This window comes from Kitasatospora sp. NPDC050543, assembly GCF_044457565.1.
In the GTDB taxonomy this organism is placed as follows: domain Bacteria; phylum Actinomycetota; class Actinomycetes; order Streptomycetales; family Streptomycetaceae; genus Kitasatospora.
In genome coordinates, this window is the sequence record NZ_JBITGZ010000008.1 from 120,774 (window position 1) to 133,044 (window position 12,271).

A 12,271-nucleotide genomic window follows, 5' to 3' on the forward strand; every position below is an offset into this window, starting at 1 on the left:
CGAGTTAGAACCCCCATGCAGATTCATCAGTACGACACCGTCATCGTCGGCGCAGGCGGCGCCGGCATGCGCGCGGCCATCGAGTCGACCCAGCGCAGCCGTACCGCCGTGCTGACCAAGCTCTACCCCACCCGGTCCCACACCGGCGCGGCCCAGGGCGGCATGTGCGCCGCCCTCGCCAACGTCGAGGAGGACAACTGGGAGTGGCACACCTTCGACACGGTCAAGGGTGGTGACTACCTGGTCGACCAGGACGCCGCCGAGATCATGTGCAAGGAGGCCATCGACGCCGTCCTCGACCTGGAGAAGATGGGTCTTCCCTTCTCCCGGACCGAGCAGGGCCGGATCGACCAGCGCCGCTTCGGCGGCCACTCGCGCAACCACGGCGAGGCCCCCGTCCGCCGCTCGTGCTACGCGGCCGACCGCACCGGTCACATGATCCTCCAGACGCTGTTCCAGAACTGCGTCAAGCACGGCGTCGAGTTCTTCAACGAGTTCTACGTGCTCGACCTGCTGATCAACGACGGCAAGACCGCCGGCGTGGTCGCGTACGAGCTGGCCACCGGCGAGATCCACGTCTTCCAGGCGAAGGCCGTCGTGTTCGCCTCCGGCGGCACCGGCAAGTTCTTCAAGGTGACCTCCAACGCCCACACCCTCACCGGTGACGGCCAGGCCCTGGTCTACCGCCGTGGCCTGCCGCTGGAGGACATGGAGTTCTTCCAGTTCCACCCGACGGGCATCTGGCGCATGGGCATCCTCCTCACCGAGGGCGCCCGCGGCGAGGGCGGCATCCTGCGCAACAAGGACGGCGAGCGCTTCATGGAGCGCTACGCCCCCGTCATGAAGGACCTCGCGTCCCGTGACGTGTGCTCCCGCGCGATCTACACCGAGATCCGCGAGGGTCGCGGCTGCGGCCCGGACGGGGACCACGTGTACCTCGACCTGACACACCTGCCGCCGGAGCAGCTGGACGCCAAGCTCCCGGACATCACCGAGTTCGCCCGGACCTACCTCGGCATCGAGCCCTACACGGACCCGATCCCGATCCAGCCCACCGCGCACTACGCCATGGGCGGCATCCCGACCAACGTCGAGGGTGAGGTGCTGCGCAACAACACCGACGTCGTTCCCGGCCTGTACGCGGCCGGCGAGGTCGCCTGCGTGTCCGTGCACGGCGCCAACCGCCTGGGCACCAACTCGCTGCTGGACATCAACGTCTTCGGCAAGCGGGCGGGCATCGCGGCCGCCGACTACTCCTCGACGGTCGACTTCACCGAGCTGCCCGAGAACCCGGCGGACAAGGTGCAGGCGCTGGTCGACGGCCTGCGCGAGTCCACCGGCACCGAGTCGGTCGCGCAGATCCGCAAGGAGCTGCAGGAGACCATGGACACCAACGCCATGGTCTACCGCACCGGCGCGACCCTGAAGCAGGCGGTCGAGGACATCGCGGCGCTGCGCGAGCGGTACAAGAACGTCGCCATCCAGGACAAGGGCTTCCGCTACAACACGGACCTCCTGGAGGCCGTCGAGCTGGGCAACCTGCTCGACCTGGCCGAGGTTCTGGCGGTCTCCGCGCTCGCCCGCGAGGAGTCGCGCGGCGGTCACTACCGCGAGGACTTCCCGACCCGTGACGACGTGAAGTTCATGCAGCACACCATGGCGTACCAGGAGGTGGCCGAGGACGGCAGCACCTCCATCCGCCTCGACTACAAGCCGGTCGTCACGACCCGCTACCAGCCGATGGAGCGTAAGTACTGATGAGCACTCCGACTGTGGAGAAGCACTCGGCCGCTCTGGACGCGGCCGAGGCGGGCGGTGTCCAGCTGATCACCGTCACCCTCCGGATCCGCCGGTTCAACCCGGAGGAGCACCCGGAGCCGGTATGGGTGGACTACCAGCTGGAGATGGACCCGAAGGAGCGCGTCCTGGACGCGCTCAACAAGGTCAAGTGGGAGCTGGACGGCACCCTGACGTACCGCCGCTCCTGCGCTCACGGCATCTGCGGCTCGGACGCGATGCGGATCAACGGCCGCAACCGGCTGGCGTGCAAGACCCTGCTCAAGGACGTCAACCCGGAGAAGCCGATCACGATCGAGGCCATCAAGGGCCTGACGGTCCTGAAGGACCTGATCGTGGACATGGACCCGTTCTTCCAGGCGTACAAGGACGTCATGCCGTTCCTCATCACCAAGGGGAACGAGCCGACCCGCGAGCGCCTGCAGTCCGCCGAGGACCGCGAGCGCTTCGACGACACCACCAAGTGCATCCTGTGCGCCGCGTGCACGTCGTCCTGCCCGGTCTTCTGGAACGACGGCCAGTACTTCGGCCCGGCCGCGATCGTCAACGCGCACCGCTTCATCTTCGACTCGCGCGACGAGGGCGGCGAGCAGCGGCTGGAGATCCTGAACGACCGCGAGGGCGTGTGGCGCTGCCGCACCACCTTCAACTGCTCCGAGGCCTGCCCCCGTGGCATCGAGGTCACCAAGGCGATCCAGGAAGTGAAGCGGGCGCTGGTCACCCGCCGCTTCTGATCGTCCGATCGCAGCAGTACAGGCGCAGGGGCCGTCCGGATCCGTCCGGACGGCCCCTGCGTCGTTGCCGCGTCAGCGCAGGGCGCCGAGGTCCTCCGGCGAGTCGGGGTGCCACGGCGCGTAGAAGTCGTACGTGACGGTCCGGCTCACGTTGCCGGCGTTGTCCACCGCCTCGACGCGGAGCTGGTTGGTGCCCCAGTCGGGCACCTTGAGGTCGAGCGTGACGCTCCCGTCCGGGCCGGGTCGTACGGCGTCGGGGCGGTCGCAGCCCATGAAGATCCCGCCGGTGTTGCCCAGGGCGTAGCGGTAGCAGGCGATGCCGGAGGCCTCACCGCCGCCGGCCGGGGCCTGGTCGGCGCCGGTGATGGTGAAGGCGCCGGTCTGCCCCGCGTACTTGCCGGGCTTCTGGCCGGAGCCGAGCACCGGGAAGTCCGGGGAGGTGACGGAGAACCTGACGTCCGTCAGGTCCACCCGGAAGTGGCAGTCGGGCGTGGGGGCCGAGATCCTGTGGCCCTGGATCGCCCGGGCCCGCCAGGCGTAGCTGTGGCCGTCGGTGAGGCCGGTGACGCCCCGCAGCGTCGCCCGACCCGTGCCGGCGCTGTCGGCGGTGCCGTGGAAGACGCTGCTGTCCGACCCGGTGGTCAGGTCCCAGACGTCGAAGCGGGCGGAGAGCGTGGTGCCGGTGGTGCTCGCGGCGATGGGTGAGTCCACCGTGGCGTTGAGCGTCGGGCCCTCGATGGTCCGGCCGATCCAGCCCGGGGTGGTCGTCGGATCGCAGGCGTCGGTGACGACCCCGGTGGAGGCGGTGGCCGGGCGGGGGCTCGCCCACGGTGCGGAGACGGTCGACCCCCCGGCCGCCTCCGCCACGGCGGGCGTCGCGAGCAGGCTCACCGCGAGCATCGCGGCACCCGCTGCGGCCACCCGCCGAAGGGATTGCTTCGTTGTCAAACGGTCCACTGTGCCGCCCCGCCCCTGAGTCGCAAATACGTTCGCGCCGAGTACACGTCGTGGTGATCATTCCAGCGGGCGGCCGGAGCGGGCAACAGCTATCGGGCTCAGTCCGGCAGCGACTGCTTCCGCGTGCCGCGCAGGCCGCGCACGCCGACCGCACCGACCAGCGCGCCGAGCACGAAGGACGTCACGGCCAGCGTCAGGTGCACCCAGAAGAAGGCGGTCGGCTGGGAGTGGTCGCCGTCGGTGAAGGCCTGGCCGCCGGAGTCCTTCCAGAGGTTCTTGACGAAGGTGGTCCAGATGATCAGGGACCAGACCCCGAAGGCGGTCAGGAACCAGGACGTACGACGGCTGAGCTTCACGATGCGGTCCTCGGGCGGGCGGGAATGGGCGTCCCGCCCAGTATGCGCAGTGGGCCGGACGGCCGAGGGACGACCCCTCCTGCGAGGGACGCACCGGGGGTCGCAGACGGCCGCACTCGTAAATGGGTACGGTCTTCGAGTGCACACACGCCCTCATCTCGCACACCGCGCGGCCGCCCTGGCCGCCGCCGTCTCACTCTGCGCGGCTCCGGCCGCCGTCGCGGCCCCGCAGGAGGACCCGCCGCCACCCTCGGTGATCGGCGGGGAGAGACTCGGGCTGCCCGGTGTCCAGGTCTCGCCGCTGGACGGTGCCCCACGAGTGCCAGGCGATCTCTCCGCGCAGTCCTGGATAGTCGCCGACGCCGCGTCAGGCGAGGTGCTGGCGGCCAGCAATGCGCATCGACGGCTCGCACCCGCGAGCACGCTGAAGATCCTCTTCGCGGACACCGTGCTGCCGAAGTTCGACCGGTCACTGGTCCACCGGGTCGACCCGTCGGAGCTGATGGGGATCGGCCAGGGCAGCAGCCTGGTCGGCATCAAGGAGGACCTGGACTACCGGGTCGAGGACCTCTGGCGGGGGGTCTTCCTCAGCTCCGGCAACGACGCCGTGCACGTCCTGGCGCACATGAACGGCGGGGTCCAGGAGACCGTCACCGAGATGCAGACCCGCGCGGAGCAGTTGCAGGCCCACGACACCCGGGTGATCTCCCCGGACGGGTACGACCAGGACGGCCAGCTCTCCTCGGCGTACGACCTCACGCTCTTCGCCAGGGCCGGCCTGCGCAACCCCGACTTCCGGGCCTACTGCGCCACCCGCGACGCCCAGTTCCCGGGCGCGTTCGACAAGAACACCGGGCAGCGCGGCAGCTTCGGCATCGCCAACACGGACCGCCTGCTGGGCAAGTACCCCGGCCTGATCGGCGTGAAGAACGGTTTCACCACCAACGCCGGCTCCACCTTCGTCGGCGCGGCCGAACGCGACGGGCGCACCCTGCTGGTGACCGTGATGCACCCGACGACGTATCAGAAGGTCTACGACGAGACGGCCGAGCTGCTCGACTGGGGCTTCGCCGCGGCGGGCAAGGTCACCCCGGTGGGGAAGCTGGTGGAGGAGAAGGCCGCGAAGGCCCCGCCGTCCGCCTCGCCCTCCCCCGCCGCGTCGGCGTCGGCTTCCACCCCGCCCGCCGGGCACACCCCGGTCGCCGGGCAGGCCGGCGGTACGGCCGGGGAGCGGCCCGGCCGCAGCGATGTCGCCCAGGCCCCGCCGCCCGCCGGCTCCACCGGCCCGGGGCCGGCCGGGTGGCTCGCCATCACCGTGGGCCTGGCGGCGGCCGCCTTCACCGCCGCCAGGCTGCTGCTGCGCCGCGGCCGGCGCAGCCCGGGCTCGGCGGCGCCCGCCGCCGCGGAGCCCGAGGGCGGCGGGACGGGCCGCCGCCCCTGAGGCACGGCCGCGGCAGGCTCAGGCGGAGCGGGCCCGGCGCTCCCGGGCGGCCTGCAACCTGCGGCGCACCGCCCGGGTGGCGATCGGGGGCAGCAGGTCCAGCGCGAGCCTGCGGGCCGCCGAGCGAGGCGCGGGGCCGGACCGGGAAGCGGCCGGGGCCTGCGCCTCGCTCGGCGGCTGCGGCTTCTCGGGCTCCTCGGTGGCCGGCTCCTCGATCGGGGCCGGCGGCTCCAGCGGGTTGACGCCCGCGCCGCCGAAGCGCAGCACCGGCCGCCCCGCGATGGTCTCGTGCTCCAGTGCCCAGCCCTCGCCGGTCCAGTCGTGCTGGAGCAGCGCCTGCTGGATCTCGGACGGATCCCCCCAGGTGCCGTAGAACTTCTGCGTGCTCAGACAGATCGGCCGCAGCCCGTGGACGAACACCGCCTCCCAGACCGCGGCGGAGACGCCCGGGGTGTGCTCGGAGCGGAAGTCGTCCAGCGCCACCACGCCGTTCTTGCGCAGTGCCGCGCGGGCGACCCGGATGTCCCCGGCCACGTGGTCGTACAGGTGGGAGGCGTCGATGTGGACGAAGCGGCAGCTCTCCGGCGCGATGCGGTCGCCCTCCAGCACCGAGGTGGTGGCCTGCACGATCTGGGGCAGCTGCGGGTGGAACGCCAGGTAGTTGGCCTCGAAGGCCTTCCGGGTGAGGGTCTGGCGGTAGGACATGGACATCTCGTCGGCGTTGGGGTCGTCCGGGGCCTCGGAGTCGAACAGGTCGCAGACCGTGAAGGTCTCACCGGGCCGCAGGTGCCGTCCGATCAGGATGGCGCTGCGCCCCAGGTAGGTGCCCATTTCCAAGAGGTCGCCCGCGCCGGCGTCCGGGTCCTGATCGTCCAGGATCCGGGTGAAGAGCAGCTGGTCCACGGGCCAGAACCAGCCGGGTACGTCATCCAGGCGACGGGGGGCGCTCTGGACCGCGGGGGATTCGGAGTCGGGATCGGCACTGGGCACGGGCATCTCCTGGGATGTGCGGCCGCGGGGGCAACCGCCGAGTGCGCCTGCCGCGGGGGCGGCAGAGTGCTGTGATCCTAGTCACTCGGGCGGTCATCCGCGACGGCTGCGGCGGCCTGCTCCGCCTCCTGCTCGTCGGCGGTCCGCAGCGCCCGCCGGGCCTGCTCCCGGGCCCGCTCCCGAGCCGCCGCGGGGTCGGCCAGCGCCGTCCAGGAGACGCAGTACATCAGCAGCCGGCAGACGAAGTTGATCCACAGCAGCAGCGCCACGGGCACGCCGAAGGCGCCGTACACGCTCCTGCCCGCGACGGAACCCAGGTAGGACGAGAGCAGCACCTTGAGCAGCTCGAAGCCGACCGCACCGATCAGCGCGCCCTGCACGACGGCCCTTCGGCGCTGGCCGCCGATCCGCGGGAAGGGCGCCAGCAGGTAGGCGAAGAGCAGCGTGTCGCAGATCACCGCGATGACCAGTCCGGCCGCGGTCAGCAGGTAGCCGCCGGGGCCGCTGCGGCCCAGGCCCAGCGCCCCCGCCAGCCGCCCGGCCAGGGTCGTACCGGCCGCGGTGGCGCCCAGGGAGACCAGCGAGACAAGCCCGAGGCCGACCAGCACCAGGCAGTCCCAGGCCTTGCGCACCACCGGGTTGCCGGCCTCCTCGGGCAGCAGCCAGATGTCCCGGATGGATCCGCGCATGGTGTCCACCCAGCCGAGGCCGGAGATCAGCAGCAGGAAGCCGCTGATCAGGCCGACGGTGCCGGCGTTGGCCACCAGCGAGGGCAGGTCGAGGGAGTCGGACAGGCCCGGCAGCTGGTCGGAGATCCGCTGCTGCAGCTCCGCCACCCGGGAGTCCGTCAGGGTGGCGACGGCGATCGCCAGAGCCACCGTGAGCAGCGGGAAGAGCGCGAGGAAGCCGAAGAAGGTGACGGCGCCCGCCAGCCGGTTGCCCCGTACCGCGGTGAAGTGCTCGTGGACGCGGTACGGGTGGCTGCGCAGCACCTTCGCGACGACCGGGCCGACGACCGGCAGACGGGTGAGGAATTCCATCGCGGTGGTCAACCTGCCCTTGGGGTCGTCGGACGGCCGGGAACCGGTGAGAACGTCCCGTTTATACCCGGCCGGCCGCGCGGATCACCTCAGGCTCCCCGGGCCGGGCCCGGGTCAGCCCCGGCGAAGCACGCGCCTGGTGCGGGCGAGCGCCCGGACGGCCTGGTAGGTGGTGTAGCGGCCGTTGCTGAGCAGTTCGGTGCGTACGCCGTCCGCCCCGGCCGGGGGCCGGTAGCCGGCCGGGCGCAGCCGGGCGCAGTGCTCGGCCGCGCGGCGGAAGTACTCCCGGCGGTCGCCGGGCGGGATCCGGCCCGGCTTGCTGACCACGGTGTTGAGGTGGTGCAGCATCCGCCCGTAGACCACCGGGCGCCAGCGGTCCAGGTCGGGGCGGCTGTCCAGGAAGGCGAAGACCCGGTCGTACTGGTCGAAGACGTCGAAGTGCTTGCGGCTGGCGGTGGCGAGGATGTTGCCGCCCTCCTCGCGCTGGCGGTAGTGGACGCCGACCTGGTCGAGCAGGGTGATCCGGCCCGCGGCGAGCAGCGCGGGGAAGGTCCAGGGGGTGTCCTCGTAGTAGCCGGCGGGGAAGGTCAGGCCCTGCTCGGCGACGAAGTCGCGGCGGTAGGCCTTGTTCCAGACGACCATCAGCAGCTCCAGCAGGTCGGGGCGCTGGTCGAGGTCGAAGACGGCGGGGCCGGAGCGGGCGAACACGGGTGCGGAGTTGGCGCGTACCACCCGGCCGTCGGCGTACGTACGGGCGTAGTCGTAGACCAGGATGTCGGGGTCCTCGCCGGCCCTGAGCCGCTGGTCGACGGCCTGGAGCAGACCGGGGGTGAGGGTGTCGTCGCTGTCCAGGAAGATCACGTACTCGCCGGTGGCGACCTCCAGCCCGGCGTTGCGGGCCCGCCCGAGGCCGACGTTCTCCGGCAGGTGCAGCACCCGGATCCGCTCGTCGCCGCGCGCCGCCCCGTCGAGGATCGCGCCGCAGTCGTCCGGCGAGCGGTCGTCCACCGCGATCAGCTCGAAGTCCCCGAAGGACTGCGCGAGTACCGATTCGAGGCACTCCGTCAGGTACTCCCGCACCTGGTAGACGGGGACGATCACGGTGAATCGGGACATTTGCCACTCATTCTGGGTGCGCGGGCGGGTGATGCGATGACGCGGCGTACGGCGGCACTCACGCGCCAGCCGCAGACTAGCCGCCCGCATCCGCCCGGGGGGAACGAGCCCGAGCCCGCCCCGGCAGCGGCGGGTAGGATCCAAGCACACGTCTGCATCCGGATACCGGCTGTGACCAGCGCACTACACCACCGGTCACATCTCCTCCCCAATCGAAAGGCCTGCGCAGCCGATGGCTCCCCGCCTCTCCGTCGTCGTCCCGATCTACAACGTCGAGCGATACCTCGTCGAGTGCCTCGACTCGATCGCCGCCCAGACCTTCGAGGACTTCGAGTGCGTCATGGTCGACGACGGCTCCAAGGACGGCAGCGCGGCCCTCGCCGAGGCCTACGCGGCCAAGGACTCCCGGTTCCGGCTGGTCAAGCAGGTGAACAAGGGCCTCGGCGCCGCCCGTAACACCGGCATCCGGCACCTGACCGAGGGCACCGAGTTCCTCTGCTTCGTCGACAGCGACGACTCCATGCCGCCGAGCGCGTACGAGCTGATGATCAGCACGCTCGAGGAGACCGGCTCCGACTTCGTCACCGGCAACGTGCTGCGCTTCCGCGCCGTGGGCTACTACCAGTCCGGCGGGCACAGCAAGCCGTTCAGCGAGACCCGGCTGAAGACCCACGTCACCGAGCTCCCCTCGCTGGTCACCGACCGCACGGCGTGGAACAAGGTGTACCGCCGCTCGTTCTTCGACGCGGCCGGCCTGCTCTACCCCGAGGGCATCCTCTACGAGGACGCCCCGGTCAGCGTGCCGCACCACTACCTCGCCAAGAGCGTGGACGTGCTCTCCGAGCCGATCTACCACTGGCGCGAGCGCGAGGTCGGCGAGATGTCGATCACCCAGATGCGCACCAACCCGAAGGGCCTGATCGACCGGGTCAAGTCCGTCGAGCTGGTCCGTGCCTGGCTGCAGAACCGGCCCGAGCCGCGCTTCCGCGAGTACCTGAAGTCCTACGACGAGAACACCCTCGTCGAGGAGATCCCGATGTTCTTCTGGTCGGTCGTCGAGGGCGACGCCGAGTACCGGGCCGCGTACATCAGGGACGTCAGCCGGCTGCTCCGGGCGATCGGCCCCGACCAGGTCCGCAAGCTGCGCGCACCGCTGCGGCTGAAGTACCACCTGACCCTCCAGGGCCGGATCGACGAGTTCGTCGAGCAGATCAAGTTCGAGGGCGAGACCCGCGGGGCGGCGCCCGCGCGTGGCCTGCTGCGCCCGTACGCCGACTACCCGTTCCTGCGCGGCGGACGCAAGAGCGTGCCCACCGACGTGCTGCGGCTGGACAACTCGCTGGTCATGCGCAGCCGGATCTACGAGTCCGCCTGGCAGGACGGCAAGCTCCAGCTCACCGGGCACGCCTTCCCCGAGCAGCTCGGCGCCGAGAACAAGCACGACATGGTCCGGGCGCTGATCCTGCGCGAGGCCAAGGGCCGCCGCGTGGTCGCCGTCCAGACCAAGACGCAGTACAGCCCCGAGGCCACCGCCAGCTCCCCGCACGACCTCTACAGCTGCGACTGGGCCGGCTTCACCGCCTCGATCGACCCCAAGCGCCTCAAGCACCGCGGGAAGTGGAAGGACGGCTCCTGGCGGGTGCTCATGGCGGGCGCCGGCAAGGGCGGCGTCTACAAGGGCCGGGTGAACGCCGGCTGGAGCGACAGCGCCGCCTACCTCCCGGCGCGCTGGATGGACGAGGACGTCCGGATCGTCCCGTGGACCAAGTGGAGCGACATCTACCTGCGGGTGGAGACCACCAAGGCCCGGGTGACCCGTCTGGAGGCCTCCGGCGGCCGGCTGGAGATCACCGGCACCGCCCGCTCCGGCCTCGACCTGGTCGGCGCCCGGCTGCGGCTGACCCACGTCGAGTCCGACCGCGCGCTGTACTTCCCGCTGGAGACCGGCACCCCCGTCGGGCGCAACGTGCCGTTCACGGCCGACGTCGAGATCGCCGAGATGACCGCCGTCCGGGAGGCCTGGGCCGCCCTGGACACGGTCGCGGACATCCGGATGCGCGACCGCTGGGACACCGCGCTGGAGCTCGCCGACGCGACCGCCGTACCGGTGGTCATCGACGAGCGGAACGGTCCGCTGGGCCACATCAACCACCCGCTGAACGAGACCTCCGAGCCGACCGAGCGCCGGGCGCTGTACTCCAAGCCCTCCCCGAGCGGTTACCTCCAGTTCGCCGACCAGGTGCTCCAGCCGCTGGTGGAGTCGATCGAGCCCCGCGGCGCGGACGGCTTCCTGCTGAGCGGCAGCTTCCCGCTGGGCGGCACCCACCGCTACGAGCTGGTGATACGGCACAGCTGGCGGGAGGAGGACCACTGCTACCCGGTGGAGATCGCCGACGGCCGCTTCCGGGCCGCGCTGCCCCCCGTGCCGACCGCCTCCTTCGCCGGCAGCGTGCCGCTGCACCAGGGCACCTGGGACACCTTCTTCCGCCCGGTGGGCGCGCTGCCGGAGACCGACTGGCCGCACGCGCTGATCTCCCCGGCCTGCTACGAGACCATGCCGCTGGAGGTCGAGTCGCGCGGCAAGCGGATCGTGCTGGAGCGGCGCTTCTACGACGGCATCTCGATGGAGTCGCACTCCGCGCTGCTGCCCGAGGAGCGCAGCGGCTACCGCCAGCGTGAGCTGCGCAAGACGGAGTACCCCGCCGCGCGTCAGAAGCCGCTGCGCGACACCGTCCTCTACAACGTCGCGCTCGGCGGGCACTACGCCGACTCGCCGCGTGCCATCCACGAGGAGCTGGTGCGGCGCGGCCTGCCGCTGGAGCACCTGTGGGGCACCGACGACCTCCAGGCGGACCTGCCGCAGACGGCGCGCGGGCTGCGGCTGTGGAGCCCCGAGTGGTTCGAGGCGCTGGCCACCGCCAAGTACGTCGTCACCAGTGCGCACCTGCCGGACTTCTTCATCCGCCGCCCCGACCAGGTGGTGCTGCAGACCTGGCACGGCACCCCGCTGAAGCAGATCGGCCACGACTTCGAGAAGGTCTGGTTCACCGACGCCAACTACCTGAAGCAGCTGGACAAGGAGGTTCCGCAGTGGAGCCTGCTGGTCTCCGGGAACACCTTCTCGACCCCGGTGCTGCGGCGCGCGTTCGGCTTCAAGGGCCGGATCCTGGAGAGCGGCTACCCGCGTAACGACGTGCTCTTCGCAGCCGACCGGGAGAAGACCGCCGAGCAGGTCAGGGAGCGCCTGGGCCTGCCCGAGGGCAAGAAGGTCGTGCTCTACGCCCCGACCTTCCGCGAGGACCGCCGCCGGCCCAACGGCGGTTACCAGCTGGACCTGCGGCTGGACCTGGACATGGCCCGGGCCGCGCTGGCCGAGGACCAGGTCTTGCTGGTGCGCGGTCACAGCGTGATGTGCGGGCAGATCCCCGGCGCCGGCGACGGCTACGTCTGGGACGTCGCCAGCTACCCCGACATGGCCGAGCTGCTGCTGATCGCCGATGTGCTGGTCACCGACTACTCGTCCTCGGTGTTCGACTTCGCCAACACCGGCCGGCCGATCATGTTCTTCACGTACGACCTGGAGCACTACCGCGACAACCTGCGCGGCTTCAGCATCGACCTGGAGGCGGAGGCGCCCGGCCCGCTGGTGGCCACCTCCGAGGAGCTGGTCGCGGCTCTGGGCCGGATCGACGAGGTCGCCGCCGAGCACGCGGAGCGCTACACGGCGTTCCGTGAGGCGTACTGCGACCTGGACGACGGCCAGGCCGCCGCCCGGGTGGTCGACGGACTGCTGGAGGCCTGACCCCGGTACACCGCGAGCCGGTGTCCGGTGCACGTTCC

Annotated in this window: 9 protein-coding genes; 4 read left to right on the forward strand and 5 right to left on the reverse strand. The window is 71.2% G+C overall.

Annotated elements, in window-relative coordinates:
• Window positions 1–15: 15 nt before the first annotated feature.
• Together sdhA and ACIBH3_RS12705 are read left to right on the forward strand one after the other, a co-directional pair.
• Entirely contained in the window at window positions 16–1,758 is a 1,743-nt protein-coding gene (gene sdhA / locus ACIBH3_RS12700) for a succinate dehydrogenase flavoprotein subunit (protein ID WP_396311948.1), read from the forward strand.
• Window positions 1,758–2,531: a succinate dehydrogenase iron-sulfur subunit gene (locus ACIBH3_RS12705; protein WP_396311949.1), complete on the forward strand. Its 774-nt coding sequence runs from the start codon at window positions 1,758–1,760 to the stop codon at window positions 2,529–2,531. The genes sdhA and ACIBH3_RS12705 overlap by 1 nt, the downstream gene beginning before the upstream one ends.
• 72 nt (window positions 2,532–2,603) lie before the next feature.
• Here ACIBH3_RS12705 and ACIBH3_RS12710 read toward each other — a convergent pair whose 3' ends face one another.
• Together ACIBH3_RS12710 and ACIBH3_RS12715 are read right to left on the reverse strand one after the other, a co-directional pair.
• Complete coding sequence (locus ACIBH3_RS12710) at window positions 2,604–3,479, reverse strand: hypothetical protein (protein ID WP_396311950.1); 876 nt, start codon at window positions 3,477–3,479, stop codon at window positions 2,604–2,606.
• Between the two features lie 107 nt (window positions 3,480–3,586).
• The gene (locus tag ACIBH3_RS12715; protein WP_396311951.1) at window positions 3,587–3,844 is read right to left on the reverse strand and encodes an SCO4848 family membrane protein; all 258 of its coding nucleotides are present in this window, start codon (window positions 3,842–3,844) and stop codon (window positions 3,587–3,589) included.
• 139 nt (window positions 3,845–3,983) lie between these two features.
• Between ACIBH3_RS12715 and ACIBH3_RS12720 the strand changes: the two genes are divergently transcribed.
• Window positions 3,984–5,285, forward strand: coding sequence for a D-alanyl-D-alanine carboxypeptidase family protein (locus tag ACIBH3_RS12720; protein ID WP_396311952.1), 1,302 nt, complete (start codon window positions 3,984–3,986; stop codon window positions 5,283–5,285).
• Window positions 5,286–5,303: 18 nt separating this feature from the next.
• On the opposite strand, the gene ACIBH3_RS12725 is transcribed toward ACIBH3_RS12720, so the two are convergent.
• The 3 genes from ACIBH3_RS12725 to ACIBH3_RS12735 form a co-directional block, all read right to left on the reverse strand.
• Complete coding sequence (locus ACIBH3_RS12725) at window positions 5,304–6,281, reverse strand: class I SAM-dependent methyltransferase (RefSeq protein ID WP_396311953.1); 978 nt, start codon at window positions 6,279–6,281, stop codon at window positions 5,304–5,306.
• A gap of 71 nt (window positions 6,282–6,352) precedes the next feature.
• Window positions 6,353–7,315, reverse strand: a complete 963-nt coding sequence (locus tag ACIBH3_RS12730) for a YihY/virulence factor BrkB family protein (protein ID WP_396311954.1) — start codon at window positions 7,313–7,315, stop codon at window positions 6,353–6,355.
• Window positions 7,316–7,429: 114 nt separating this feature from the next.
• The gene (locus tag ACIBH3_RS12735) at window positions 7,430–8,431 is read right to left on the reverse strand and encodes a glycosyltransferase family 2 protein (protein WP_396311955.1); all 1,002 of its coding nucleotides are present in this window, start codon (window positions 8,429–8,431) and stop codon (window positions 7,430–7,432) included.
• A 232-nt stretch (window positions 8,432–8,663) separates the two neighbouring features.
• Here ACIBH3_RS12735 and ACIBH3_RS12740 point away from each other — a divergent pair, with 232 nt between their 5' ends.
• Window positions 8,664–12,233, forward strand: a complete 3,570-nt coding sequence (locus ACIBH3_RS12740) for a CDP-glycerol glycerophosphotransferase family protein (RefSeq protein ID WP_396311956.1) — start codon at window positions 8,664–8,666, stop codon at window positions 12,231–12,233.
• Window positions 12,234–12,271 lie beyond the last annotated feature (38 nt).